The sequence below is a fragment of the Curtobacterium sp. NPDC090217 genome (assembly GCF_044746705.1).
Classification (GTDB): domain Bacteria; phylum Actinomycetota; class Actinomycetes; order Actinomycetales; family Microbacteriaceae; genus Curtobacterium.
The window spans coordinates 272,202-296,973 of record NZ_JBIVCR010000003.1 but is presented as its reverse complement, the minus strand read 5'-3'; the positions used below and the strand labels follow the sequence as shown (position 1 = coordinate 296,973).

24 protein-coding genes are annotated in these 24,772 nt (G+C 70.5%); 10 read left to right on the top strand and 14 right to left on the bottom strand.

Annotated features, from left to right (window positions below):
- The first annotated feature begins 14 nt into the window (after positions 1-14).
- The gene (locus ACIPJ2_RS13280) at positions 15-608 is read left to right on the top strand and encodes a hypothetical protein (protein WP_402729209.1); all 594 of its coding nucleotides are present in this window, start codon (positions 15-17) and stop codon (positions 606-608) included.
- Positions 609-611: 3 nt separating this feature from the next.
- Complete coding sequence (locus ACIPJ2_RS13275; RefSeq protein WP_402729208.1) at positions 612-1,475, top strand: helix-turn-helix domain-containing protein; 864 nt, start codon at positions 612-614, stop codon at positions 1,473-1,475.
- A gap of 161 nt (positions 1,476-1,636) precedes the next feature.
- Here ACIPJ2_RS13275 and ACIPJ2_RS13270 read toward each other — a convergent pair whose 3' ends face one another.
- From ACIPJ2_RS13270 to ACIPJ2_RS13240, 7 genes are read right to left on the bottom strand one after another with little or no spacing between them, the layout of a single operon-like run.
- Positions 1,637-3,289, bottom strand: coding sequence for an ABC transporter ATP-binding protein (locus ACIPJ2_RS13270; protein WP_402729207.1), 1,653 nt, complete (start codon positions 3,287-3,289; stop codon positions 1,637-1,639).
- Positions 3,286-3,852, bottom strand: a complete 567-nt coding sequence (locus ACIPJ2_RS13265) for a GbsR/MarR family transcriptional regulator (RefSeq protein ID WP_402729206.1) — start codon at positions 3,850-3,852, stop codon at positions 3,286-3,288. Before ACIPJ2_RS13265 ends, ACIPJ2_RS13270 begins: the two co-directional genes overlap by 4 nt.
- Entirely contained in the window at positions 3,849-5,267 is a 1,419-nt protein-coding gene (locus ACIPJ2_RS13260; RefSeq protein ID WP_402729205.1) for a serine hydrolase, read from the bottom strand. The genes ACIPJ2_RS13265 and ACIPJ2_RS13260 overlap by 4 nt, the downstream gene beginning before the upstream one ends.
- A gap of 44 nt (positions 5,268-5,311) precedes the next feature.
- Positions 5,312-6,202 (bottom strand): ABC transporter permease, encoded by an 891-nt coding sequence (locus tag ACIPJ2_RS13255; protein WP_402729204.1) that lies wholly within the window; start codon positions 6,200-6,202, stop codon positions 5,312-5,314.
- A complete protein-coding gene (locus tag ACIPJ2_RS13250; RefSeq protein ID WP_402729203.1) occupies positions 6,199-7,140 on the bottom strand; it encodes an ABC transporter permease in 942 nt (313 codons plus the stop codon). The genes ACIPJ2_RS13255 and ACIPJ2_RS13250 overlap by 4 nt, the downstream gene beginning before the upstream one ends.
- Positions 7,140-8,543, bottom strand: a complete 1,404-nt coding sequence (locus tag ACIPJ2_RS13245; protein ID WP_402729202.1) for a M14 family zinc carboxypeptidase — start codon at positions 8,541-8,543, stop codon at positions 7,140-7,142. Before ACIPJ2_RS13245 ends, ACIPJ2_RS13250 begins: the two co-directional genes overlap by 1 nt.
- An 8-nt stretch (positions 8,544-8,551) precedes the next feature.
- On the bottom strand, positions 8,552-10,144 hold the full coding sequence (locus ACIPJ2_RS13240) for an ABC transporter substrate-binding protein (protein WP_402729201.1): 1,593 nt from the start codon (positions 10,142-10,144) through the stop codon (positions 8,552-8,554).
- A 159-nt stretch (positions 10,145-10,303) separates the two neighbouring features.
- Here ACIPJ2_RS13240 and ACIPJ2_RS13235 point away from each other — a divergent pair, with 159 nt between their 5' ends.
- Together ACIPJ2_RS13235 and ACIPJ2_RS13230 are read left to right on the top strand one after the other, a co-directional pair.
- Positions 10,304-10,930 (top strand): FMN-binding negative transcriptional regulator, encoded by a 627-nt coding sequence (locus ACIPJ2_RS13235; protein WP_402729200.1) that lies wholly within the window; start codon positions 10,304-10,306, stop codon positions 10,928-10,930.
- On the top strand, positions 10,927-12,396 hold the full coding sequence (locus ACIPJ2_RS13230; RefSeq protein ID WP_402729199.1) for an amidohydrolase: 1,470 nt from the start codon (positions 10,927-10,929) through the stop codon (positions 12,394-12,396). Before ACIPJ2_RS13235 ends, ACIPJ2_RS13230 begins: the two co-directional genes overlap by 4 nt.
- 7 nt (positions 12,397-12,403) lie before the next feature.
- On the opposite strand, the gene ACIPJ2_RS13225 is transcribed toward ACIPJ2_RS13230, so the two are convergent.
- The 3 genes from ACIPJ2_RS13225 to ACIPJ2_RS13215 are packed head-to-tail and all read right to left on the bottom strand — an operon-like array spanning position 12,404 to position 14,455.
- Positions 12,404-13,333, bottom strand: coding sequence for an Fpg/Nei family DNA glycosylase (locus ACIPJ2_RS13225; RefSeq protein ID WP_402729198.1), 930 nt, complete (start codon positions 13,331-13,333; stop codon positions 12,404-12,406).
- 9 nt (positions 13,334-13,342) lie between these two features.
- Complete coding sequence (locus tag ACIPJ2_RS13220) at positions 13,343-13,840, bottom strand: ribose-5-phosphate isomerase (protein ID WP_402729197.1); 498 nt, start codon at positions 13,838-13,840, stop codon at positions 13,343-13,345.
- A 9-nt stretch (positions 13,841-13,849) separates the two neighbouring features.
- Positions 13,850-14,455 carry a helix-turn-helix domain-containing protein gene (locus ACIPJ2_RS13215; protein ID WP_402729196.1) on the bottom strand — a complete coding sequence of 202 codons (606 nt, stop codon included), beginning with the start codon at positions 14,453-14,455 and terminating at the stop codon, positions 13,850-13,852.
- On the opposite strand from ACIPJ2_RS13215, the gene ACIPJ2_RS13210 reads away from it, so the two are divergent.
- Positions 14,454-14,990, top strand: a complete 537-nt coding sequence (locus ACIPJ2_RS13210) for a GNAT family N-acetyltransferase (RefSeq protein ID WP_402729195.1) — start codon at positions 14,454-14,456, stop codon at positions 14,988-14,990. The genes ACIPJ2_RS13215 and ACIPJ2_RS13210 overlap by 2 nt on opposite strands.
- Before the next feature lie 119 nt (positions 14,991-15,109).
- Here the strand turns inward: ACIPJ2_RS13210 and ACIPJ2_RS13205 are convergent, their stop codons facing one another.
- Complete coding sequence (locus ACIPJ2_RS13205; protein ID WP_402729194.1) at positions 15,110-15,754, bottom strand: DsbA family protein; 645 nt, start codon at positions 15,752-15,754, stop codon at positions 15,110-15,112.
- Positions 15,755-15,876: 122 nt separating this feature from the next.
- Here ACIPJ2_RS13205 and pepN point away from each other — a divergent pair, with 122 nt between their 5' ends.
- The 4 genes from pepN to ACIPJ2_RS13185 all read left to right on the top strand — a co-directional run bounded on the left by pepN (position 15,877) and on the right by ACIPJ2_RS13185 (position 21,689).
- On the top strand, positions 15,877-18,456 hold the full coding sequence (gene pepN / locus ACIPJ2_RS13200; RefSeq protein WP_402729193.1) for an aminopeptidase N: 2,580 nt from the start codon (positions 15,877-15,879) through the stop codon (positions 18,454-18,456).
- A 74-nt stretch (positions 18,457-18,530) separates the two neighbouring features.
- Positions 18,531-19,601, top strand: a complete 1,071-nt coding sequence (locus ACIPJ2_RS13195; protein ID WP_402729192.1) for a mechanosensitive ion channel family protein — start codon at positions 18,531-18,533, stop codon at positions 19,599-19,601.
- Complete coding sequence (locus ACIPJ2_RS13190) at positions 19,598-20,068, top strand: globin (protein WP_402729191.1); 471 nt, start codon at positions 19,598-19,600, stop codon at positions 20,066-20,068. Before ACIPJ2_RS13195 ends, ACIPJ2_RS13190 begins: the two co-directional genes overlap by 4 nt.
- Before the next feature lie 124 nt (positions 20,069-20,192).
- Positions 20,193-21,689 (top strand): chitinase, encoded by a 1,497-nt coding sequence (locus ACIPJ2_RS13185; RefSeq protein WP_402729190.1) that lies wholly within the window; start codon positions 20,193-20,195, stop codon positions 21,687-21,689.
- Positions 21,690-21,753: 64 nt separating this feature from the next.
- Here ACIPJ2_RS13185 and ACIPJ2_RS13180 read toward each other — a convergent pair whose 3' ends face one another.
- Together ACIPJ2_RS13180 and ACIPJ2_RS13175 are read right to left on the bottom strand one after the other, a co-directional pair.
- Complete coding sequence (locus tag ACIPJ2_RS13180) at positions 21,754-22,596, bottom strand: NAD-dependent epimerase/dehydratase family protein (RefSeq protein WP_402729189.1); 843 nt, start codon at positions 22,594-22,596, stop codon at positions 21,754-21,756.
- Positions 22,597-22,645: 49 nt separating this feature from the next.
- Entirely contained in the window at positions 22,646-23,347 is a 702-nt protein-coding gene (locus tag ACIPJ2_RS13175) for a hypothetical protein (protein WP_402729188.1), read from the bottom strand.
- Between the two features lie 46 nt (positions 23,348-23,393).
- Between ACIPJ2_RS13175 and ACIPJ2_RS13170 the strand changes: the two genes are divergently transcribed.
- Positions 23,394-24,257, top strand: coding sequence for an acyl-CoA thioesterase (locus ACIPJ2_RS13170; protein ID WP_402729187.1), 864 nt, complete (start codon positions 23,394-23,396; stop codon positions 24,255-24,257).
- 29 nt (positions 24,258-24,286) lie between these two features.
- Here the strand turns inward: ACIPJ2_RS13170 and ACIPJ2_RS13165 are convergent, their stop codons facing one another.
- Positions 24,287-24,769: an acyl-CoA thioesterase gene (locus ACIPJ2_RS13165; RefSeq protein ID WP_402729186.1), complete on the bottom strand. Its 483-nt coding sequence runs from the start codon at positions 24,767-24,769 to the stop codon at positions 24,287-24,289.
- Positions 24,770-24,772: the final 3 nt, after the last annotated feature.

The following is a 24,772-nucleotide window of genomic DNA, read 5'->3' as shown; positions in this document are numbered from 1 at the left end:
AGTATGTTGCATCCATGGACGCAGCTGTTCGAGACCGATGGATCGCCCTCGCCGCGGTGGTCGCCGCGCTCGCACCCGCGCTGAGCGGTTTCGCGGGCCTGGTGACCCTGACGCAGTGGGACCCGGGGACGGTCGCCCTGCGCGTCGGCGCCGTCCTCGGCGGGCTCGCGGCGGTCGTCGTGGGGTGGGTCGCGTGGCGTCGGAGCGACCGCACGACGCTCGGGTTCGCACTGGCGGCGCTCTGCTTCGCGCTGAGCTGGGTCCCACTGGGTGCGCTGTCGTTCCCGGTCTCGACGATCCTGTCGATCGCGTCGGAAGCCCTGCTCATCGCGTTCGGCGTCGTGGTGCTCCGGCGCAGCACCGGCGCGACGCGGATCGCCGGCTGGGTGATCGCCGTCGCCGCCGCGGTGTGGCTGCTCGGTGGACTCGGACTCTGGTTCGCGGCCCTTCCACAGGTGACACAGACCATGCTCAGCGTCCTCTTCGCGATCCCGGCGGTCGCCCAGATCGTCGCGTTCCTCGCCGCCGCCGCGCTCTTCGTCGGCCCGCTCCTCCGTCCGGTCCGCTCCGGAGCGCGCTACCTCTGGACCACGGCAGACGTGCGCTGACACATGGCCGACGCGCTCCGCGCGCTGGTGGATGCGGTCGGACTCGACGTCGCGTACTGCGCCGAACTGGAGGCAGACCCCGACTCCGCCTGGACCCACCACTTCCCGACGGCGCGGTCCGGGCACCTGTGGATCGCCACGCAGTCCGGCAGCATCTGGGTGGGGCGTGGCGACGAGACCGAGCTGCTCCAGCGGGGAAGCGCGGCGCTCATCGCCCCGGGAGCGCCGGCATGGGTCGGGACGAGTTCCGCCCACGACCCACCACCACGGGTGTCCGACACGGACGCCTTCTTCGGCCTCCCGTTCCACAAGTCGGGAGTCCACCACGGGAGCGCGAAGTTCGGACCGCTGGCGTCAGAGGCGCTCCCCATCCCCGACTTCGTGTCCACCATCGAGCACCCGGTTGCGGACGTGGACGTCGCGCTGACGTTGCAACACATGTCGGAGCAGGCAGAACACCGGTGGCCGGGTCCACAGCAGGACGCCCTTGCGCGGATGCTGGTCGTCACGCTCGTCGCAGCGTGGCGCCCACCGGTCCTCCGCGACAACAGCCTCACGCGCTGCATCAACGCCATGGCGGAACCCGGGCGGCTGCCCACGGTGCCGGAGCTCGCCGCGCTCGCGAACGTCTCACCGTCCACGCTCCTCCGTCGCTTTCGTGCGCAGACCGGCCTGACACCCGACGAGTTCTCCAGGTGGCTCCGGACACTCGAGGTCAGGACGGCACTGCGCCTCGGCGCCGAGCCCACCGACGCCGCACGACGGTTCGGGTTCCGGTCCGCGAAGGCGCTCCGCCGGACGCTCGCACGGGTCGACGCGAGCGCGGACGACATCGTCCGGGCCGGACCAGGACTTTGGATTCGGTGATGACGGATCCGGTTCCCGATCCCCGGGGTTCGGGGACCGGATCCGTCATCGGGAAATGGGAAAACCTGCGCGCAGGATCGGGGGATGCTCGGGGTGAGGTCAGGCACGCGGTGGGCAAGCGGGCGCGCGCGAGTGCGCGCGAGTGGGCGCGCAGGCGCGGGTCAGGAGGCCGCGGTGGCCAGACGGGTCGCGCGGCGGGCGGCTTGTTCCTCGGGGTCGGGGACCGGGGCTGCCTGGATGAGTCGGCGGGTGTACGGGTCCTGTGGGTCGCGGAGGATGTCGTCGCACGTGCCCTGCTCGGCGACACGACCCTGGTGCAGCACGACGACGCGGTCGCACAGGGTGTCGACGACGGCGAGGTCGTGGGTCACGAAGAGGCATGCGAACCCGAGGCGCTCCTGGAGCTCGCGGAACACGTCCAGCACGCGCGCCTGGACCGACACGTCGAGCGCACTCGTCGGCTCGTCGGCGATGAGCAGCGCCGGATCGAGGGCCACGGCGCGGGCGATGGCGACGCGTTGCCGTTGTCCTCCCGAGAGCTCGTGCGGGAACCGCTCGCGGAACCCGCCGTCGAGCCCGACGTCGGACAGGAGCCGCTCGATGCGTTCCTCGGTCTCCCGCGCGGACAGCCGGAGGATCTGCCGCAGCGGCTCCGCCACGGTCTGGCCGACCGAGTAGCGGGGGTTGAGCGACCGGAGCGGGTTCTGGAAGACGACACCGACACGCTGCCGCATCGTGCGACGCGCAGCACGGCTCGCTCCGGCGACGTCCGTGCCGTCCACCGAGATCGTGCCGCCGGTGATCGGCGCGAGACCGACCGCAGCCCGCCCGATGGTCGTCTTGCCGCTGCCGGACTCGCCGACCAGGCCGACGATCTCCCCGCGTCCGACGGTGAACGACACGTCGTCGACGGCGCGGAAGCGCCGCCGCAACCCACCGCCGTACTCGACGACGAGGCCCTGGACGTCCAGGACGGTCGTCGGGACCGACGTGGCGGGGTCGACCCGGTCCTCCAGTGCGTGCAGGGCCATGCGTGGGACAGCGGCCAACAGGTCACGGGTGTAGTCGGCGGCGGGGGCCGCGAAGACGGCGCTCGCCGTCCCGGTCTCGACGACCTGGCCACGACGCATCACGACCACGCGGTCGGCGATGTCGGCGACGACGCCCATGTCGTGCGTGATGAGGAGGATCGCGGTGCCGGTGCGGTCCCGGAGCCGGCGGAGCACGTCGAGGACCTCGGCCTGGACGGTGACGTCGAGCGCGGTCGTCGGCTCGTCCGCGATGAGGAGTTCCGGGTCGGCGGCGAGCGCCATCGCGATCATCACGCGTTGGCACTGGCCTCCCGACAGTTCGTGCGGGTACTGCCGCAGCCGGCGCTCGGGTTCCGGGACCTCGACCACGCGCAGCAGCTCGAGGGACCGCTCGCGCGCGCCGGCCCGGTCGAGCGACGGTTCGGCGCGGCGGACCGCCTCCGCGATCTGGAACCCGATGGTGAACACCGGGTTGAGCGCGGCCGACGGGTCCTGGAAGATCATCGACACGCGGCGGCCGCGGACCTCGCGGAGGTGTTGCTCGCTCGCGGTCAGGACCTCGACACCACCGAGGACGACCGAACCGGACGCTCGTGCCCCGTCCGGCGCGATGCCCATCGCCGTCATCGCGGTCATGCTCTTCCCGGATCCGGACTCGCCGACGACCGCGACCACCTCGCCGCGCGCGACCGAGAAGGACGCGTCGTCGACGGCGACGACCCGCTCGCCGTCGACGTCGAACGTGACGGTGAGGTGGTCGATCTCGAGCACGTGGTCGGTCATGGCGATCCCGTTCCTGGTGCGTCGTCGCCCGTGTCCCGCGCGGCCTTGAAGGCCTCCCAGTCCTCGAGCATCTTGTGGTGGTGGCCGTTCAGCCACTGCATGTAGTCGCGGCCGTTGCGGAGTCGCTCGCGCACGGGAGCGTCGACGTCCCCCGCCGCGGTGTGGCCGTCCTGCTCGACCACGGCGAGCCCGCGGGCGATGATGTCGCGCTGCCGGTCGAGGTACTTCCGCTCCCCGGCGAGCCAGCTGCCCCACACGTCGGTCTCGGCGCGGAAGAAGTGGCTCCGCTCCCCCGGCACCGTGTGACGCTTCACGAACCCCGCGTCGGCGAGCCGCCTCGTGGCCATCGACACCGACCCCGAGCTGGCGCCGAGTGCTGCCTGCAGGTCCGCGGAGGACGAGTACGGGGCACGCGTCATGATGAGGTAGCCGAGCACCCTCGCATCGGTGAGCGGCATGCCGGCGCCGTCCGCGAGCATGATCGCGAACTCCTCGACGAACGCCTGGCGCTCGGGTTCGAGGTGCAGGTGGTCGGCCCGGTCCCCCTCGGTGCCGTTGCTCACGCCAGGCCCGCCGCGACCGTCGGGGTCTCCTCGGGGACGGACCACGGCTCTTCGCTCATACCGCCGCTGCCGCGGATGCCGGTCACCGCGCCGTCGGCGTCGCGGGTGAACACGATGTCCTCGTCGACGGAGCCGAAGCGGTTGCCGTGGGTCATCCGGAGGGTGTCGGCGTCGACGACCTCCAGGCGCGTCGGCGACTCGAGGGGGTCGGGGCCGGACGGGTCGATCGCGAGCAGGCGGTCCCCGACCCGCGCGACGTCGGTGACGCCCCACGGGTTCGCGTACCGGCCGGTGTAGCTCGCGGCGACGGCGTCGTCGGTGACCGCAGCTCCGGGTGCGCCGGCGTCTGCGGCGGCGTCGAGCAGGTGCACGATCCCGGTCGCGAGGAGCGTCGCGGGGCCGGCCGCGGCGCTGGTCATCACCGAGACGACGAGCGAGGACGCGGGATCGAAGAGCGACTGCGTGATGTGCCCCGGGAAGCCACCGGAGTGGCCGCGGATCTCGCGACCTCCGATGCGGTCGACGATGAACCCGGCACCGTAGCCGCGGGCGCTCGGGTCGTCGTCCGATGCGCTCCACGACTTCCGCTGCGCCAGACGCTTCGAGTGGTCGCTCAGCAGGTCGCCCTGGCCGAGGACGTGGGCGGAGAAGTAGCGGACCAGGTCCGCGGCGGTGCCGTGGAAGCCGGTCGCCGCGGCCATCGCCCGGGTGTCGACGTGGGCGATGCGCTGCCGGGTGCGCGCGACGTGGAAGCCGGAGTAGCCGACGACGAACTCGTCCTCGCGGGCGGGGTCGTAGTCGGGGCCGGTGTTCCGCAGGCCCAGGGGTTCGACGACGGCCTCTCGGACGAAGTCGTTGTAGGACTTCCCCGACACCGCGGCGATGACCAGCCCGAGCAACGAGTACCCGAGGTTGGAGTAGTTGAACGACGACCCGGCCGGGACCTTCTGTCCACGGTCGAGCACGAGCGCCAGGAGCTCCGACTCGTCCGGGAACGCGCGCTGCAGCGACCAGTAGTCGCCGTCGTGCCCGTCGCGGATGACGCCTGCGCCCATCTCCATGAGCTCCCGGATCGTGGCGTCCGCGATGGGCGACCCGCCGTCGACCAGCGCCGGGACGTACGTGCCGACGGTGTCGTCGAGTCGGAGGGACCCGCGCTCCGCGAGCAGCAGGAGCGCGGTCGCGGTGAAGGTCTTCGAGTGCGACGCGATCCGGAAGATGTCGTCCGTGGTCAGGCGGCGGCCGGCCTCGACGTCCGCGTACCCCCAGGCATCGGAGAAGAGCTCCTCGCCCCGGAACCCGATCGCGACCTGCACGCCGGGCACACGGAGCTGCCAGACCTTGTACGCCACCCACTCGCGGATGTAGGGCAGGGTCTTCCGGTACGCGTCCAGTGTGACGGCGGTGTCGGTCATGGTGTCCTCTCGAGGTCTGGTCACTTGGGTCAAGACTGGCCTGTTCAGCGCCGTCGGGGGTCGAGCGCCGCGCGCAGCGTGTCGCCGAGTGCGATCACGGCGAGCACGGTGACCGCGAGGAACGTGGCGGGAGCGATGAGCATGTGCGGGGCACGGAGGAACTGGCTCGTGGCAGCGGAGAGCTGCAGCCCCCAGGAGATCGCCGGGCTCTCGAGGCCGATGCCGAGGTAGGTCAGCGTCGACTCGGACACGATCACCCCGCCGATCGTGATCGTCGCGAGGACGAGCAGCGGCGAGATCGACGACGGCAGCACGTACCTGGTCGTGATGCGCCACGTGGAGAGTCCCATCGTGCGGGCGGCGAGCACGAACTCGGCGTTCCGGACGCCGCGGACGCTCGACCGGACGAGTCGGGCCATGGTCGGCCAGCCGAAGAGCGCGAGCACGAGCGACACGGTCAGGACCGAGCGCTCGCCGACGCTGTTCAGCACGACGACGGCTCCGAGCAGGAACGGGAAGCCGAGGAACACGTCCGTCAGGCGCGCGAGGACCGCGTCCACCCATCCGCCGACCATGCCCGCGACGGTGCCGACGACGACCGCGACCATGCCGGCGAGCACGGTGGTCAGCACGGCGACGGAGATCGACGACCGGGTGCCGTAGACCACGTTCGCGTACACGTCGCACCCCTGCAGGTCGAACCCGAACGGGTGCCCGGCCGTCGGGGACGCACCGCTCCGCCCGAGCTGGCAGACGCGGGGGTCCCCGTGGCCGAAGAGCCCGGCGAACAGCTGCGGGAAGGCCGCGATGAGCAGGACGATCGCGAGCACCGCTGCCGGTACCCAGAACCCCGGGGTCCGGACCGCGGCGACGAGGGGCCGGCGTCGAGCGGCGACGACCGGTTCGACGGTCGCACCGATGGCTGATGTGGTCATGCGGCGGCTCCCGTCCGGACGCGCGGGTCGAGGGCGGCGTGCAGCAGGTCGACGAGCACGCTCGTGACCAGGAAGACGAGGATGAGCGCCGTCGAGATCCCGACGACCACCGCGCCCTCGTGCGACCGGATCCCCTGGAACAGCAGGTTGCCGACGCCTGGGAGGTTGAAGATGCCCTCGATGATCACGGTGCCGCCCATCAGGTACCCGAGGTCAGTCGCCAGGTAGGTCGCCGTCGGGATGAGCGAGTTCCGCATGACGTGCACCCCGACGATCCGCCCCGGCGTGAGTCCCTTCGCGCGGGCCGTCCGGACGTAGTCGGCGTCGAGCGTCTCGATCATCGACGTCCTGGTGAGCCGGGACACCGCCGCGAGCCCGAACAGCGCGATGACGAACGCCGGCAGGACGTACGCGGTCGGCCAGCCGGCGGTGGCTCCGGCGACCGGGAACCAGTGCAGCCGCACCGAGAACACGAGCTGCAGCGCGACGCCGAGGACGAACACCGGGATCGCGCCGACGACGATCGTGCCGACGAGGACCGTCTTGTCGAGCGCCGTCCCGCGCTTGAGCGCCGACAGCACACCGAGCCCGATGCCGAGGACGATCTCGAGCGCCCACGCGGTGAGCGCCAGCGTGATCGTGACCGGCCAGCGGGAGGCCATCTGCTCCCCGACCGACTGGCCGTTGAAGTCGGTGCCGAAGTCCCCGCGGAACAGCCCGCCGAGGTACTGCAGGTACTGCAGCCAGAGCGGTTGGTCGAGGTGGTACTCGGCGCGCAGCGCCCGGACGACCGAGTCGCTGAGCGGTCGGTCCCCACCGAGCGCCCGGATCGGGTCACCCGGCAGGGCGAAGGTCATCGCGTAGATGAGGAACGTCACCCCGAGGAACACGATCACCAGGCCGCCGAGGCGGCGGCCGACGGTGAGCGTCGGACGCATCACGAGCCTCCCGGCAGGTTCGTGGTGGCCATGGCCGGACGGGAGGCTCGGGTCGGGTCCGCCACGTGCGCGGCGCAGGCGAGGATCGCCCCGTACTGCACGCCCACCAGCCTGCCCACCGGGATCGGTTCCGCGCCGGTCACCGCGTCCGCCTGCCAGAGCGCGTAGCGCTCGGCGAGCCGGTCCCGGAGCCGCCGGAGCGGCGCCGATGCCGTGCCCGCGGTCGTCTCCGCCTCGAGCGCCCGCAGCAGCATGCCCCCGTAGCGGAGACGGAAGCAGCGGACCAGGTCCTCGCAGCCGAAGCGCTCGGCGACGGTGGCCATCCGGTCGGCCGGCTCACGATCAGCCCGGGCGCGGTCGGTCTCCGGGCCGGAGAGGAGCATCGGGACGAACGCCCGCGACCCCTCGAGGAACGGCGTCTCGATCGTGGTCATCGGCGACGCCAGGTCGAGGATCTCCTGCAGCTCCGTCCCCGACGCGCCGAGCTCGTCAGCACAGCGTCGGAGCAGGTCGGCGTACGACTCGTCCGTCGGCGTCTGGTCGTCCGCGTCGGGGTGGCTCCAGTACGGCAGTTCCGCGACCATGCACAGGGCGCCGTGCCGCATCGCCCACGACGCGCTCGACGCCCCGTGGATGTGCTCGCCCGGGTCGACGCCGAGCCCTTCGAGGTAGTCGTACGCCGTCTCGATGCCGTCCATCGCGAACACCGCCGGGGCGAGTTCGCGGAGGAACGGCGACTCGGGCTCCCCGGTGTCGAGCGGCAGCCCGAGCGACTCCGGGACGGCGTGCAGCAGGTCGATCACGTCGGGGAGGTCCTCGGAGAGGTAGTAGTAGACGCCGCCCATCTCGCCGTTGTGCAGTGACACGAGCAGGTCGGGCTCGGTGTCGTCGATGAGGCGCATGAACGCGAGCGTCTCGGGCAGCACCTGGTCGAAGTACACCGACTTGTAGCTGTTCGGGAACGTCCACTCCACCTGGCTGTCCGGAGCCGGCCGGTAGAAGTGCCGGGAGTAGAACACCCGGTCGTGCGGGTCGTGGAACCACGCCTCGTTGAGCCGCATCCCGTCCGGGTCGATCGTCGGGACGATGTGCCAGGTGACGTCGAGCGCCGCCGCCGCCACCGGGTCCTCGAGCATCGTCGACGCCAGGTGCAGCGCGGTCCACGAGCCGATCGGTTCGTTCGGGTGCACGCCGCCGACGATGACGGCGGCGTGCGACCCGGAACCGATGCGGTAGCTGTGGAGCGGCTCACCGAGCCGGCTCGTCCCGATGCGGGTGACCGTGACCTGGTCCGGGTGGGCCGCAGCGAGCGCGTCGAACCGGGCGTGCAGGTCGTCGACGAGCGGGAAGCCGTCGTGGTCGGGGACCTCGGAGACGAGGCGGAGGATGGTGTCGCGGTCCATGTGGTGCCCTACTTCACGGCGATCTGCGCGATGACAGGGCTGCCGGCCACCGCGGGGAGCTTCGCGATCTTGTCGCTGGTGACGTACGAGTACTTGTCGAAGAAGGTCGGCACGATCGGGAAGTCCCGCAGGACCGCCTGTTGCGTCTGCGTGTAGTACTCGTTCGCCTCGGCCTGCGACCCGGCGGAGTCCGCCTTCGCGAGCAGCGAGTCGACCTCGTCGCTCTGGTAGTACCCGGTGCAGGGCGAGCAGCCGCCTGCGGTCGTGAAGAGCGCCCGGAGGGTGTTCTGCTGGCTGATGTAGAGCGCACCCCAGTGTCCGAAGTGCGGGCCCTCGATCTTCTTGTCGGTGAGCTCCGAGTAGTACGACGCCCAGTCGGTGGTGGCCTTCGCCTCGGTGTCGACGCCGAGGTTCTGGCGGATCTGGTTCGCGTACGCCTGGTACAGCGAGTCGAGGCCGTTGCCGCCCGGGTAGACGAGCGTGATCGTGCCGTCGAAGCCGCCGGCCGAGGCCAGGAGCTTCTTGGCAGCCGCCGGGTCGAACTCGCAGGCATCACCGCAGATGCCCTCCTCGGTGCCGGACATCGACGGCGGGGTGAGCGCCGTGGCGGGCTCGTACAGGCCACCGTAGATCGCCTTGTTGACCTGCTCGCGGTTGATCGACATCGAGATCGCGCGGCGGACGTCTGGGTTCGAGTACCGCTCGTCCCAGAGCGGGAAGCCGAGGTAGTCGATGCCGGGTGCGTCGAACGAGTGCAGCTTGTCGCCGAAGTCGGCCTTCGCGCTCGTCATCTTGTCGGTCGGCAGGAACAGCACGTCCGCGTTCCCGGCGAGCACGTCGGTGTAGGCGGTGTTCATGTCCGAGTAGCTGCGGAAGGTGACGTTCGGGGTGGTGGGCTTCGTGCCCTCGTAGCCCTTCCATGCGGAGACGGTGAACTCCTGGTCTGCCTTCCACGCCTTCGTCATCTCGTAGGGACCGTTGCCGATCGGCTTCTTGTCGTACGCCTTCATGTCGTCGTAGGCGGCGTCGGGCATCGGGTAGAACGCCGTCTGCGCCTGGCTGAGCTGCAGCGGGAACTGGCTGTCCGCGTGGGTCAGGGTCACCGTGAAGGTGTCGTCGCCCGTGACCTTCAGGCCCGACATCTCCTTGGTCTTCGGCGTCCCGGAGGCCGGGTTCAGGTCGGTGTAGCCGACGATCGAGGCGAGCTGCCCGCTGTTCTCCCATGCGTTCGGGCCGTAGGCGACGTGGTTCCACGCCTTGACGTAGCTCTCGGGCGTGACCGTCTCGCCGTTCTGGAACTTCCAGCCGTCGCGGAGGGTGATCGTCCACGTGGTGGCGTCGTCGCTCTCGACGCTCTTCGCGGCGACGTCGTGGAGCTCGCCCTTCGCGTCGGTCTGCGTCAGCGGGGCGAACAAGCTCATCACCTGGTCGAAGGCGACGGTCTGTCGCCCGGGGGTCAGGTGGTCGGGCTCGCCCGTCGCGTACACCAGGGAGCCGCCAGAGCCGGAGCCCGAGTCGGCGGTGCCGCTTGCCGAACAGCCGGTCGCCACCAGTGCCACCGTGGCCGCCGCGGCCAGCGCGGCGATCGTCCTGCGTCGCATGAAGTTCTCCTCGGGTCGTCGTTGATGAGTGAAGCTAGGCCTGCTCGTGACCCCGAGGCAATGCTTCTTTCAATGAACTCTGAAACTTTTACCGTTCTGAAACACTCGGGAAACGACACCTGTCGCGCTGACGGGGGCTCCTGTGCAACGCTGGCGAGCATGCGACACACGCCCCACTTCCTGATGACCGACGTCGACGAGGTCAAGCGGCTCGTCCGCGGGAACCCGTGGGCGACGATCGTGTCCCACACCGCCGCGGGGCTCGTCGCGTCGCACTACCCGTTCCTGCTCGAGGAGGCGTCGGACGACGAGATCGTCCTCGTGTCGCACGTGGGCCGCCCCGACGAGCAGGCCCACGAACTCGGCGAGCACGAGGTCCTCGTCGTCGTGCAGGGGCCGCACGGCTACGTCTCCCCCGCCTGGTACCCCGCCGAGCAGTTCGTGCCGACCTGGAACCACGTCACGGCGCACCTCTGGGGCACGCCGGAGATCCTGTCCGACGAGGAGAACTTCCGCGTCCTCGGCGAACTGGTCGACCACTTCGAGCGCGAGATGCCGGAGCCGGTGTCGCTCGACGTCGACGAGGAGACCGCCAGGCGCATCGCGAAGGGCACCGTGGGCATCCGCATCCGGGTCACCCGGTTCGACGCCCGCGCGAAGCTGTCCCAGAACAAGGCACCAGAGGTCGTCGACGACGTCATCGCCGGGCTCCGCGGCGATGGTCCCTACGCCTCGCCGGCGCTCGCCGACGAGATGGAGCGCGTCCGGGGCGGTGGCCACGCGTGACCGAGGTCCTGCTCCGCACCGTCCGCCGCATCGGCACGGCGGGGGCACCGGCTGACGTGCTGGTCCGCGACGGCGTCGTCGTCGCGATCGCACCTGCCGGCACCGTCGACCCGTCCGGCCCGGACACCGACGTCGTCGAAGCCGGCGGCGCCTGGCTCGGACCAGGGCTCCACGACCACCACACGCACTTCGACCAGTGGGCGCTCGTCCGCCGGCGCGTCGACGTCTCGGCGTGCGACAGCGCCGAGGCCACGGCAGACCTGCTGGCCGAGGTCGCGCGCACCGGTGTCTCGGACCCGGTCCTCATCGGCCACGGCTACCGCGACGGGATGTGGCCCCGCCCTGCCCGACGCGCGCTGCTCGACCAGGCCGCACCGGGCCTCCCGGCCGTCGTCATCAGCGGTGACCTGCACGCGGTCTGGTGCAACGCGCTCGCCCTCGTCCACTTCGCCGAGGCCCTCGGTCGGCCGCTCGCGGCCGGCGAGGACGGGGTCCTCCGCGAACAGGACGCGTTCGACGTGACGGGTGCGTTGTCGCAGGTACCGGACGCCGTGCTCGACGGGTACGTCGCCGACGCGGTGGAGGCCGGCGCAGCACGAGGGCTGACGAGCATCGTCGACCTCGAGATGCGCTTCGGGTTCGACCGCTGGGTCCGCCGGATCCACGGCGGCACCGACGCGCTGCGAGTGTCGTCCGGCGTCTACCCCGTCGAACTCGACGAGGTGATCGCCCGTGGGCTGCGCACCGGCGACCTCGCTCCTGGCACCAGGGGCCTGCTCACGATGGGGCCGTTCAAGGTCGTGACGGACGGGTCGCTCGGCACCAGGACCGCGGCGATGGCGACCGGCGAGGGCGTGCTCGCATGGGACTTCGAGGAGCTCGTGGCGATCACCCGGCGAGCCGTGTCCGCCGGGCTCGTGCCCGCGATCCACGCGATCGGCGACCGGGCGAACACCCTCGCGCTCGACGTGTTCGAGGCGGTCGGCGCCCGCGGGACGATCGAGCACGCCCAGCTGCTCGCGGACACGGACGTCGACCGGTTCGCCCGGCTCGGGGTCGCCGCGTCCGTGCAGCCGGAGCACGCCATGGACGACCGCGACATCGCCGACCGCTACTGGGCGGGCTCGACCGATCGGGCGTTCGCGTTCGCGTCACTCGCCAGAGCCGGCGCCCGGGTGCTGCTCGGGTCGGACGCCCCGGTGGCGCCCCTCGACCCGTGGGTGTCGCTCGCCGCCGCCGTGGGGCGGGACCGGGACGGCCGGGAGCCGTGGCACCCGTCGGAGCGCATGTCGGCCCTGGCCGCCTGGACCGGCTCGACCGACGGTCGCGTCGGGGTGTCGGTCGGGGACGTCGCCGACCTCGTCCTCGTCGCGGCCGACCCGCTCGCGGCGTCCTCGGCCCAGCTGCGGGAGATGCCCGTCCTCGCCACTGCCGTCGCTGGACGGTGGACCCACCGCGACCTGTGACCGAGCGCTACTTCTGGTCCTTCGGGCACCAGTAGAGCTTCCGGCCGGCCATGTCGGCCATCCGGATCTCGGTGCCGCACACCCGGCACGGCTCGCCCTGGCGGTGGTACACCCAGTGCCGGTCCTTCCGGGAGCGGCGGGCCTTCTTGAGCTCCGCCTCGGACAGGCCGTCCATCGTCATCATCAGGCCGTCACGGACGCCGTCGTGCAACAGCGTCGACCAGTCCGCCCAGAGCGCCTTCGCCTGCTTGACGGTGATCTGCTTGCCGGGCTTGTACGGGTCGATCCGCTGCCGGAACAGCAGCTCGGCACGGTAGATGTTGCCGATGCCGCTCACCACGGCCTGGTCCATGAGGAGCTGCCCGATCGCGACGTTCCGCTTCCGGACGTTCTCGACGAAGGTCTTCTCCGCCTCGGGGCCGTCGTCGTTGATCGGGTCGGGGCCGAGCTTGTCGAGCGCCTTCTGGACCTCGGCAGGGGTCTCCACGACGCAGGCGGTGGGTCCACGGAGGTCGGCGACGGTGTCCTCGGTGAGGAGCCGCACGCGGACCTGCCCGACGGGGTCCGGCGGGAAGGACTCGATCGGGTCCTCGACCTTCTCCTGCTCGGCCATCCGGTAGCGGGCGAGTCGCGGCGCGCCGATCGACGTCAGCGACTCCTCGCCGTCGCCGTCCTCGGACAGCTGCTCGGCGGAGGAGACCATGCCCGCGAAGTCCCACGCCCCGTACAGGCCGAGGTGGACCCGGAGGAACAGGTCGTCCTCGAACTCGAGGAACATCTGCTTGCCGACGGCCCGGGCAGCGATCATGCGCTTCCCGTCGATCTTGGCTGCACCGGCGGCGAACCGCCCTTGCGGACTCGACACCTCGCAACGCTTGCCGACGAAGTGCCGGGTGAACTGGTTGGCGATGCGGTGGACGGAGTGACCCTCGGGCATGGTCCCTGTCTACTCGGCCGCGCCGTCGATCTGCTTACCGGCGATGTGCCCCGTCTGCTCGTACTCGGCGAGCTGCGCGATGCGCCGGGCATGGCGCTCTTCGCCCGAGAACGGCTCCGCGATGAACAGGTCGACGAAGTCGATGACCTCGGCCTCGGTGTGCTGACGGGCACCGATCGAGATGACGTTCGCGTCGTTGTGCTGGCGGGCGAGGAGCGCGGTGGACTCGTTCCACACCAGCGCCGCCCGGACGCCCGCGACCTTGTTCGCGGCGATCTGCTCGCCGTTGCCCGAGCCGCCGAACACGACGCCGAGCGCCTGCACGCCGGCCAGCTGGTCCTGCACGACCGCGTGCGCGGCGTTGATGCAGAACGAGGGGTAGTCGTCGAGCGCGTCGTACTCGGTCGGGCCGTGGTCCACGACCTCGTGACCCGCCTCGGCGAGGTGGTCGGCGAGGGTCTTCGAGAACTCGAGGCCGGCGTGGTCCGTTCCGAGGTGGATGCGCATGATCCGATCCTATTCCCGGCTGCGAGCTCCCCTCGCCACCACCACGAGGTACCGGCACTCGTCCTCGGTGTCGTTCCGGTAGGTCACCTCGGCCGGGTCGCCCAGCTCGATCCGGTCCCCCGCCGCGAGGGTCGTCGGCTCACCGCCGACGACGAGCCCGAGCTCGCCGTCGACGACCCAGATGCAGTGCCGCAGGAACGCGTACGCCGACGCCGGGTAGGTCACGGAAGCACCGGCCGGGAGGCGCACCTCCGTGACGTCCACGGGGAACTCCGCGCTCGACACGGGACGGCGGCGGTACCCGGTCTCGGGGTCGGTCCAGTGGTCGGCGGTCGCGCCGCGTTGGACGCCGGTCGCGTCCTCGGGGCTGCCGGACTCCGGCACCTCGGTGGGTTGTCCTTCGTCCAGCAGCTGCGAGATGGTCAGGCCGAACGCTCCCGACAGTCGGCCGAGGATCGTCGCCGTCGGACTCGACACCCCGCGCTCGACGCGGTTGATCATCGCGCGGGAGACGCCGGACTCCTCGGCGAGCTCCGTCAGGCTCCAGCGGCGCTCGTCGCGGAGTGCGCGGAGACGTTCGCCGAGCACTCGATCGTCGTCTACCATCTGAGACATGGCGACAGCATATGCGACGAATGGTGGGTCCTCGGCGTCGGACGTGCTCGTCCGCGACTGCGAGCCCCGCGATCTGGACGTCGTCCACGCGCTGCACGTCGACGCCGTGCTGCACACGACGGCGATCTGGCAGGACGCACCGAACCCGCGGTCGTGGTTCGACACGTGGCTGTCGGACCGCCGCGCCGCCGGTTTGCCGGTGTTCGTGGCCGAGGTGGCCGGGGAGGTCGCCGGCTACGTGACGTACGGGCCGTTCCGCCCGCACGACGGGTACCGGCACACGGTCGAGCACAGCGTCTACGTGCTGCCGGCGTTCCGGGGCCGTGGCATCGCGTCCGTGCTCATGCGCGCACTCGTGGCCCATGCGCGGCAGCGGGACCTGCACGTGATGATGGCCGGCATCTGCAGTGCCAACACGGGGTCGATCGCCCTGCACGAACGCCTCGGCTTCGAGGTCGTGGCGGTGCTGCCGGAGGTCGGACGCAAGTTCGACCGCTGGCTCGACCTGACGCTGATGCGACTCCCGCTGTCCTGAGGCCGACCGTCGGAGGCGCGCCGAGCCTCCTGTCCGCTTCGCACCCCGTGGCGGACATCGCGCCCCGTCGTGACCGGGCGCGATGTCCGTGCCGGGGCGCGACCTGCGGGGCCGGGCGCTCAGTCGGTCGTGTCGAAGATCGGACCGACGGTGCGGGAGCGCTTCAGCTCGAAGAAGCCCGGGTACCGGGCGGCCGCGACGACCCCGTCCCAGAGGTCGAGCGCCTCTTGCCCCTTCGGCGCCGGGGAGATGACGGGGCCGAAGAACGCGGTGCCCTCGACGGCGATGACCGGCGTGCCGACGTCCTGCCCGACGCGCTCGATGCCGTCGCGGTGGCTCTCGCGCGTCGCGGCGTCGACCTCGTCGCTCCAGGCGTACTCGGCGAGGTCGGCGTCGAGGCCGAGCTCCTCGAGGACCGCGGGGACGACCACTGCTGGGTCGTCCTCCTGACGGTGGTGGATGTGCTCGCCGAGCGCGTCGTAGAGCGGCTTCACGATGTCGTCGCCGAGCCGGAGCCGCGCGGCGGTCACCAGTCGCGGGTACACCTGCCCCCGTGCGAGCCGCTCCTTGTAGTCCTCGGGCACGTCCTGGTGCTCGTTGAGGACGTACAGGCTCATCACGTGCCACGACACGTCGAGCGGACGCTGCCCCTCGACCTCACCCACCCAGCGGCTGGTCATCCACGCCCACGGACAGTTCGGGTCGAACCAGAAGTCCACAGCGGTCGGCGTCGTCGGGGTGTTGTCCACAGTCGTGTCGGTCACGGGTGCGAGCGTACGCGTGCTCGCTAGGCTGGCTCCGACATGTTCCGCCGGTGCACGACGCCGGGCGGGGCCACCGATGCGCGGACATCGATCGTCCGCGCCGCAGCGAAGTTGGAGCGTCCGTGCCCGGAGAGAACCTCACCCGAATCGAAGCCCAGGAACGTGCGGCGATCGTCGACGTCCAGTCGTACGACGTCGAGCTGGACCTGACGCGCGGCGCCGAGAGCTTCGGCAGCACCACCCGCGTGCGCTTCACCGCGACGCCCGGCGCGTCGACCTTCATCGACGCGATCACCAAGACCGTGCACTCGATCACCCTGAACGGCACCGCGCTCGACGTCGCGGCCGTGAACGACGGCGTGCGCATCCAGCTCGCCGACCTGCAGGAGCAGAACGAGCTAGTCGTCGTCGCCGACGCGCTGTACACCAACACCGGCGAAGGCCTGCACCGGTTCGTCGACCCCGTCGACGACGAGGTCTACCTGTACTCCCAGTTCGAGGTGCCCGACTCCCGCCGGATGTTCGCGGTGTTCGAGCAGCCCGACCTCAAGGCCGAGTTCACCTTCACCGTGACGGCGCCGTCCCGCTGGCAGGTCGTCTCGAACTCCCCCACCCCGGAACCGCGCGTCGACGGCGACATCGCCACGTGGGCATTCCCGGCGACGACCCGGATCTCGAGCTACATCACGGCACTCATCGCCGGCCCGTACGAGGTCGTCCGCAGCGAGCTGACCTCGAGCGACGGACGCACCATCCCACTCGGCGTCTTCGCCCGCAAGTCCCTCGCCGAGTACCTCGACGCCGACTACGTCTTCGAGACGACCCGCAAGGGCTTCACGTACTACGAAGAGAAGTTCGACGTCCCGTACCCCTTCGAGAAGTACGACCAGCTCTTCGTCCCCGAGTTCAACGCGGGCGCGATGGAGAACGCCGGCGCGGTCACCTTCACCGAGACGTACGTCTTCCGCTCGAAGGTCACCGACGCCATCAAGGAGCGCCGGGTCGTCACGATCCTGCACGAGCTCGCGCACATGTGGTTCGGCGACCTCGTGACCATGAAGTGGTGGAACGACCTCTGGCTGAACGAGTCGTTCGCCGAGTGGGCCTCCACGATCGCCACCGCAGAGGCCACCGAGTGGACCGAGGCATGGACGACGTTCCAGGCGATGGAGAAGTCCTGGGCCTACCGCCAGGACCAGCTCCCCTCGACGCACCCGATCGTCGCGACCATCAACGACCTCGAAGACGTCCAGGTCAACTTCGACGGCATCACGTACGCGAAGGGCGGCTCGGTCCTCAAGCAGCTCGTCGCGTGGGTCGGCATCGACGCGTTCTTCGCCGGTGTCTCCGCGTACTTCAAGAAGCACCACCACTCCAACACGGAGCTGAAGGACCTGCTCGTCGAGCTCGAGGCCACGAGCGGCCGCGAACTCGGCGAGTGGTCGAAGCTCTGGCTCGAGACCGCAGGCGTCAACACGCTGCGCCCGGAGATCGAGGTCGACGCCGACGGTGTGATCACGTCCTTCGCGGTGCTGCAGGAAGCCCCGGCGGACCACCCGACGCTCCGCCCGCACCGTCTGGCCATCGGCCTGTACGCGTTCGGTACCGACGGCGCAGCACCCTTCGGCGCGGACACCGCGTCCTCCGGCGGCAAGCTCGAGCGTACGTACCGCGTCGAGATCGACGTGGACGGTGCCCGCACGGACGTCCCCGAGCTCGTCGGCCAGCACCGCGGCGACCTCGTGCTGCTCAACGACGACGACCTGGCGTACGCCAAGATCCGTCTCGACGAGCAGTCCCGCCGCACCGCGATCGAGCACCTCGCCGCGATCGCGAACCCCCTTGCCCGCTCCATCGTCTGGGGTGCGATGTGGGACGCCACGCGCGATGCCGAGTCGCCAGCCAGCGACTACGTCCGGCTCGTGCTGGGCAACATCGCGACGGAGACCGAGTCGACGACGATCCGCACGACGCTGTCGCAGCTGCTCCTGACGACGCGGAACTACGTCGCGCCGGCCAAGGTCGACGCCACGGTCCGCACCGTCGGCGACACGCTCTGGAACCTGGCTTCCTCGGCGGAGGCCGGATCAGACGCCCAGTTCCAGTTCGCGAAGTTCTTCGCGCAGATCGCCTCGACGCCGGAGCACGTCGCGACGCTGACAGGGCTGCGCGACGGCTCGGTCACGCTGAACGGGCTCGAGATCGACACCGACCTCCGCTGGGAGCTGCTCGAGGGCCTCGTGCTCGCGGGTGCCGCCGCGGATGCCGAGGTCGACGCCGAGCTCGCCGCCGACAAGACCGCGTCCGGCGAGCAGGCAGCCGCACGGGCCCGTGCGACGATCCCCACCGCCGAGGGCAAGCTGGCGGCGTTCTCGTCGCTCGTCGACTCCGACGCGCTGCCGAACGCCATCGTGCGCCAGACCACCATCGGGTTCCAGCACGCCAACTCCCCGGTCGTGCTCGAAGGCCTCGTGCCGAAGTACTTCGACGTGCTCACGCGCATCTGGGCCGAGCGGAGCTACCACATCGCCGACACGATCGTCACCGGGCTGTACCCGGCGCCGCTCGCCTCGGTGGAGCTCCGTGACGCCGCGACCGCGTGGCTCGAAGCACACCCGGAGACCCCGGCGCTGCGTCGCATCGTGACCGAGAACCTCGCGGGCACCGAGCGTGCACTGCGGGTCCAGGCCGCCGACGCCTGAATCCGGTCCGGTCCGACCGGGCCTCGGCGTTCTGCGAGGAGCGCCGAGGCCCCGTCGTCTACCATCGAGCGGATATGAACCTGGCTGCAGACAACACCGACGTCTCGAAGTGGGCGTCGAACGCATTCACCCAGTTCGTCGACACCTGGCACATCCCAATCACGATCGTGCTCACGATCCTGGCCGCGATCGTCCTCCGGTTGATCTTGCGACACATGATCAAGGGGGTGGTCGATCGCATCGTCAACGGTGTCAAGAAGCGTCAAGGCGCTACTGACACTCAGGCTCTGATCGCGTCGCCGATCCAGACAGCCAGAGTCGTACAGCGAACGCGCACCCTCGGCAGCGTGCTCGAGAACCTCGCCACCGTAGTCGTTGCGATCGTCGCGCTCGTAGTGATCGTGACGTCAGTGTGGCAGGGCGCCGCCGTCGGGATCGTGGGTGGGGCGTCCCTCGTCGCAGCGGGCCTGGCGGTCGGCGCCCAGTCGATCGTCAAGGACCTGCTGTCCGGCGTGTTCATGATCCTCGAGGACCAGGCGGGCGTCGGTGACGTCGTCGACACCGGGCAGGCCACCGGTGTCGTCGAGAACGTGGGCTTGCGGGTCATGCAGATCCGCGACGTCAACGGCATCCTCTGGTTCGTTCCGAACGGGCAGATCCTCCGCGTCGGTAACCTGTCGCAGGGCTGGTCGCGTGTGCTCGTCGACATCACCGTGCCCTACGACACGGACATCGACGCCGTCCAGGACGCGCTGCTCGCCGCCGCCGTGCGGATGTCGCAGGAGCCCCGCTGGCGGCAGCGCATCATCGAGAAGCCGGAGATCTGGGGCCTGCAGTCGATCACCGACACGGGCATGGTGTTCCGGCTCGTGGTGAAGACCCGCGCGTCCGAGCTCGACGTCGTCGGGCGTGAACTCCGCATCCGGCTGAAGCACGCCGTCGACGACCTCGGCGTGACGCTGCCCGCGATGGCGATGATCATGCCGGAGGGCTGGGAGAACGCGACCTCGATCAACGGGCTCCGTACCGTCCGGACCCAGCCGACGCCCGCCCCGACGAAGCCCCGGCGCGGCCGCAAGACCAACCAGTACGGGCAGCCGATCGAGACCGACGGCCCCGACTCCGGAAGGAACAACGACCGATGACCGACCTCCCCACACCAGGCGCCTCCGGTGCGTCCGGCGGTGTGCATGCGCAGCCGATCACGTTGCGGGTCGGCCTCGGCGGGACGTCCGCGACCGGGTCACTGTTCGACCGGATCGGCGGCGCACCGACGTTCGACCGCCTCGTGCGGCGCTTCTACGACGGCGTGCAGCAGGACGACGTGATCTGGCCGATGTACCCGCAGGACGATCTCGAGGGCGCGATCTCCCGGCTCTCGCTCTTCCTGCAGCAGTACTGGGGCGGACCAGGCACCTACAGCGAGCAGCGCGGGCACCCACGACTGCGGATGCGGCACATGCCCTTCCGCATCACGTCAGAGGCCCGCGAGCGTTGGCTGCACCACATGCGGGAAGCAGTTGAGTCGCTCGGGCTCGCGCCCCTCGACGAAGCGGAGTTGTGGGCGTACCTCGACCGTGCCGCCCACGCGATGACGAACACCTTCGACTGACCCCTTGACGCTCTGGCCGAACTGGTCATAACCTCTCCACACCATTCCGCAATGTCCTTGCGGAATGATGTGGCTCGGGCACGGCGCCCACTCCCGAGGGCCGCGACGCCTCATGAGGAGAACCATGCAGGTCGTTCCGAAACTCGCAGCCGTCGGCGCAGGGGCTGCCCTGATCGCCGCGGCGGTCATGCTGCCGAACATCGCCGACGCGGCTGGCGGCAACCTCGTGTCGAATCCCGGTTTCGAGACCGGGACCACCAGCGGGTGGGTCTGCTCCGGCGCCTCCGTGGTCAGCACGCCGGTCCACTCCGGCACGAAGGCCCTCTCCGGCGCGCCGACGTCGTCGGACACCGCACAGTGCTCGCAGACGATCGCCGTGCAGCCGAGTACGGCGTACACCCTGTCCGGATGGGTCTCCGGGAGCTACGTGTACCTCGGCGAGAGCGGATCCGGCGCGAGCACGTGGACCTCCGCAGCGGGCTACCAGCAGTTGACCACCACGTTCACCACCGGAGCGTCGCAGACGACCGCGACGGTGTACGTGCACGGCTGGTACGGACAGGGCACCTACCTCGCCGATGACATCGTGCTGAGCGGCCCCGGCGGCGCAGGCGCCACCCCGACGTCGACACCGACGTCGACACCCACCCCGACCTCGACACCCACCCCGACGCCGACCCCGACCTCGACGCCAACACCGACTCCGGGCACCGGTCCGGCCGCGCAGCTGCCGAAGCACACGCTCACCGGCTACTGGCAGGACTTCGACAACGGCGCGAAGGCACTGCGACTCGCCGACGTCCCGAAGTCGTACGACCTCGTCGCCGTCGCGTTCGCGAACGCCGACGCGTCGAAGCCCGGCGCGGTGACGTACGCCGTCGACTCGGGCCTGTCCACGAAGCTCGGCGGGTACACGGATGCGCAGTTCCGGTCGGACGTGCAGACGATCCACGCCCGCGGGCAGAAGGTCATCGTCTCGGTCGGCGGCCAGAACGGCACGATCTCCGTCGCCGACAGCACGTCTGCAGCGAACTTCGCCGCGAGCGTCGACTCCCTGATGAACTCGTTCGGGTTCGACGGGGTCGACATCGACCTCGAGAACGGCGTGAACCCCACGTACATGGCTCAGGCGCTGCACACCGTCGCGGCAAAGCACCCCGGCATGATCATCACGATGGCGCCGCAGACGATCGACATGCTCAGCACGTCATCGGACTACTTCGCCCTCGCGCTGAACATCAAGGACATCCTGACCATCGTGCAGACGCAGTACTACAACTCCGGGTCGATGAACGGGTGCGACGGCGGCGTCTACGCGCAGGGCACCGTGGACTTCGCGACGGCGCTCGCCTGCACGTCCCTCCAGGGCGGTCTGCGCGCGGACCAGGTCGGGCTCGGGTTCCCCGCCTCGCCGAGCGGCGCCGGGAGCGGCTTCGTCGCACCGAGTGTCGTGAACAACGCGATGACCTGCCTCGCGAAGGGGACCGGTTGCGGCTCGTTCGTCCCGGCTGCGAAGTACTCCGGGCTCCGCGGTGCGATGACCTGGTCGATCAACTGGGACGCCTCGAACGGCTACGCGTTCGCGAACGCGGTGCGGCCGGTCCTGGACGCCCTGTCCTGACCATCACCGGACTGGAGGCTCGTGGCGGCGTCGCCACGAGCCTCCAGTCCGCCGGTCGGTCACGTCAGCGGACGTACGAGCCGTCCGCCAGGTCCTCCAGCAGTGACGGGCGGGTCGGGTTCCAGCCGTACGCGCTGCGCGCGTGCGCGCCCGAGCACTCCTGGTGCATGAGCAGGGCGTCCGTGTACGCGGTACCGAGTCGCTCGCGGGACGCGTGCACGCTCTCCGTGACGATCGGCGACCCGTGTGCCCCGGCTTCGGCGATCTCCCGTACGGTCGGGTTGTCGCCCGTCGCGACGAGCACGTACCCGTCCTGCTCCGCCCGCTCGAGCGCCAGGACGTAGAGCTCGCCGAGGTCGTCGACGTGGACCGTCGCCCAGCGCTGCGACCCGTCGCCGACGAGCCGGACCTCGTGCTCGCCGTCGCCGACGAACATCGCCGGGATACCGGCTCCGCGCCCGTAGACGATGCCGGGTGCCACGATCGTGGTGCGCACGTCACTGGCACGGACCACTGCCTCGTTCGCACCGCGCCACGACGTCATCGCCGGAGGGTCGATCGGGGACTGCTCGGAGATGTCGGTCGAGTTGCCGAACGTGAAGATGCCGCCGGTGTGGACGAACGGCTTCGGGGTCCCGGTGAGCGCATCGAGGACCGTCCGGACGAACGCCGCGTCGACGTCCTTCGCGGACGCGGTGTGCACGACGGCGTCGGCCTCGTGGGCGAGGCGTTCGACGACCTCGGTGTCGGTGACGTCCTCGACGAACGCGCGACCGCCCGCGTCGCGGACGGCCTTGGCCTTCTCGTCGGAACGGACGATCGCGGTGACGTCGTGCCCGTGGGCGACGAGTGCACGGAGGACGGATGAACCGATGTAGCCGGACGCGCCGGTCAGGAACACATGCATGCGGCCAGCCTGGCACCGGGGGCTGGCCGAGCGCTCCGTGCTGCGGGGGCTAGGACGCCAGGGTCCAGGCGCGTCGCTTCACCAGGACGTGTCCACGCGAGGTCGTGAGGCGGCTCCAAGGGCCGGTCTCGAACAGCCGCACCGGGTCGTGCCCGAGGAAGCCGAGGCTCTCCCCCGCGAACCCCGCTCCGGCCGGGACGTGCTCGACGCCCGGGATCGGTCGCCCCCAGACCTCGGACCGGATCTTGCGGACAACGGCTTCGCCGGCGTTCGTCGGCACCGCGTCGGCGACCTCGTCGATGCCGGCCTTCGCCGCGCGACGGAGGAGCTCGGCGGAGACGTCGGGCAGGGGGATCCACCCACCGCGCGGCGGGGAGATCGCAGCCCAGGTGACGGTGTGGACCTCGTGCGGCAGTTCGACCTCGATCGGGGTGGCGCGGGTGGGGTCCGCACCCTCGGCGTGTTCGGCGTCCTGCGCGTCGGCGAGCACCCGCAGGCGTTCCTGGAACGAGGCCAGCGGAACGACGACGTCGATCGACGCCGGCTGGGTCAGCGAGAAGGTGCGGAGCCCGAGCACCGTCGGGAGCTCGTCGAGCAACCCCAGCGGGTACAGGATCGCCGTGTAGACGGCGAGCACCCCGGAGTCGGCGATGAGGCGGACGGAGCCGTCCTCGACGCGGGCGGCACGTCCGAGGTACGTGCGGAGGTCCCTCAGGGAGGCGGCGTCGGGCAGCGTGAACGAGGTGCTCATGTCGTGTCCGATCCTACCGGGGCGCTCCTCTTCGTAGACTGCGGGGGTGGTCAACGACGAACCGGACTTCCTGCGGACCCTGCGACTCGAGGACACCGGCGCGAGTACGCGCGAGACGATCCTCACCGGGGCGAACCACTGGTCCCCCGGCGGCCGGGTCTTCGGCGGCCAGGTCCTCGCGCAGTGCATCGTGGCGGCGCAGGCCACCATCGACGGCCGCGACATCCACTCGATCCACGGGTACTTCCTGCGACCGGGCGACATCGACGTGCCGATCACCTTCGGCGTCGAACGCATCCACGACGGCCGGTCCTTCGCCACACGTCGGGCACAGGCCTACCAGAACGGCACCCCGATCTTCTCGATGATCGCGTCGTTCCAGACGGAGGACGACGGCGTCGAGCACCAGGACCCCTTCCCCGTCGGCATGCCGGAGCCGGAGTCGCTCCCCTCGGCGGCGTCGATCCTCTCGGCGATCGACCACCCCGTCGCGCGGGCGTGGGCCGAGCGGTCGATCGACCTCCGGCACGTCGAGGGCCCGGTGTTCGTCGACGTGCAGGGCGAGCACGTGCCGCACCAGGCCGTGTGGTTCCGCGTGCAGGGCGACCTGCCCGACGATCCTGCTCTCCACCGCGCCGTGCTCGCCTACGCGAGCGACCTGTCGATCCTGGAGCCGATCATGCGGCGGCACGGGGTCGCGTGGGGCACCCCGGGCGTCAAGAGCGCGAGCCTCGACCACGCGATGTGGTGGCACCGGGACGGTCGCGCGGACGAGTGGATCCTGTACACGCAGGAGTCGCCGAGCGCGCAGGGTGGCCGGGGTCTCGCGTTCGGCCGGATGTTCTCCCGCGACGGGCGTCTGCTGGCGAGCGTGGCGCAGGAGGGCATGATGCGGATCCCGCACCGCTGACACGTGCAGGGGGGGCTGGGCCGGGTCGGCTACGGCCTCGAGAACACGACCGGCGGTTCGACGTACGGCTCGCACGCCGCACGCTCGACGGCCGTGAGGCGACGCGGACGGTTCGTGGCCGCGTCGACCATCACCAGCGTCGTCGTGGCCCGCGTGTAGAGCTCGGTGGGCTCGTGGCCGGCCGGCGACCAGACCTCGTACGAGATGTCGAGGCTCGCACCGCCGACGTGCCCGATCCAGAGCTGGATGTCGAGCGGTCGTCGGAAGTACGGCGTCGATGCGAGGTACTCGAGCCGCTGGGCCGCGATGACCGTCATCGTGCCGGATCCCGGCCGACCGTCGATGATCGGCTCCGGCGCGGATCCCGACTCGTCGACCTCGTCGGGATCCGGCGCCCAGAACGCGAGCACACGGGCTTCTTCGAGCAGCCGGAGCATCGCGGAGTTGTTCACGTGCCCGTAGGCGTCGATGTCGCTCCAGCGGATGCGGACCGGCGTGTGCAGCCTGGCCACGTG

Excerpts from the sequence above, each read along its gene's own strand:
- ACIPJ2_RS13280 (WP_402729209.1), top strand. The coding sequence starts at position 15 with ATGGACGCAGCTGTTCGAGACCGATGGATCGCCCTCGCCGCGGTGGTC.
- ACIPJ2_RS13275 (WP_402729208.1), top strand. The coding sequence starts at position 612 with ATGGCCGACGCGCTCCGCGCGCTGGTGGATGCGGTCGGACTCGACGTC.
- ACIPJ2_RS13270 (WP_402729207.1), bottom strand. The coding sequence starts at position 3,289 with ATGACCGACCACGTGCTCGAGATCGACCACCTCACCGTCACGTTCGAC.
- ACIPJ2_RS13260 (WP_402729205.1), bottom strand. The coding sequence starts at position 5,267 with ATGACCGACACCGCCGTCACACTGGACGCGTACCGGAAGACCCTGCCC.
- ACIPJ2_RS13255 (WP_402729204.1), bottom strand. The coding sequence starts at position 6,202 with ATGACCACATCAGCCATCGGTGCGACCGTCGAACCGGTCGTCGCCGCT.
- ACIPJ2_RS13250 (WP_402729203.1), bottom strand. The coding sequence starts at position 7,140 with ATGCGTCCGACGCTCACCGTCGGCCGCCGCCTCGGCGGCCTGGTGATC.
- ACIPJ2_RS13245 (WP_402729202.1), bottom strand. The coding sequence starts at position 8,543 with ATGGACCGCGACACCATCCTCCGCCTCGTCTCCGAGGTCCCCGACCAC.
- ACIPJ2_RS13240 (WP_402729201.1), bottom strand. The coding sequence starts at position 10,144 with ATGCGACGCAGGACGATCGCCGCGCTGGCCGCGGCGGCCACGGTGGCA.
- ACIPJ2_RS13235 (WP_402729200.1), top strand. The coding sequence starts at position 10,304 with ATGCGACACACGCCCCACTTCCTGATGACCGACGTCGACGAGGTCAAG.
- ACIPJ2_RS13225 (WP_402729198.1), bottom strand. The coding sequence starts at position 13,333 with ATGCCCGAGGGTCACTCCGTCCACCGCATCGCCAACCAGTTCACCCGG.
- ACIPJ2_RS13220 (WP_402729197.1), bottom strand. The coding sequence starts at position 13,840 with ATGCGCATCCACCTCGGAACGGACCACGCCGGCCTCGAGTTCTCGAAG.
- ACIPJ2_RS13210 (WP_402729195.1), top strand. The coding sequence starts at position 14,454 with ATGGCGACAGCATATGCGACGAATGGTGGGTCCTCGGCGTCGGACGTG.
- ACIPJ2_RS13215 (WP_402729196.1), bottom strand. The coding sequence starts at position 14,455 with ATGTCTCAGATGGTAGACGACGATCGAGTGCTCGGCGAACGTCTCCGC.
- ACIPJ2_RS13195 (WP_402729192.1), top strand. The coding sequence starts at position 18,531 with ATGAACCTGGCTGCAGACAACACCGACGTCTCGAAGTGGGCGTCGAAC.
- ACIPJ2_RS13190 (WP_402729191.1), top strand. The coding sequence starts at position 19,598 with ATGACCGACCTCCCCACACCAGGCGCCTCCGGTGCGTCCGGCGGTGTG.
- ACIPJ2_RS13185 (WP_402729190.1), top strand. The coding sequence starts at position 20,193 with ATGCAGGTCGTTCCGAAACTCGCAGCCGTCGGCGCAGGGGCTGCCCTG.
- ACIPJ2_RS13180 (WP_402729189.1), bottom strand. The coding sequence starts at position 22,596 with ATGCATGTGTTCCTGACCGGCGCGTCCGGCTACATCGGTTCATCCGTC.
- ACIPJ2_RS13175 (WP_402729188.1), bottom strand. The coding sequence starts at position 23,347 with ATGAGCACCTCGTTCACGCTGCCCGACGCCGCCTCCCTGAGGGACCTC.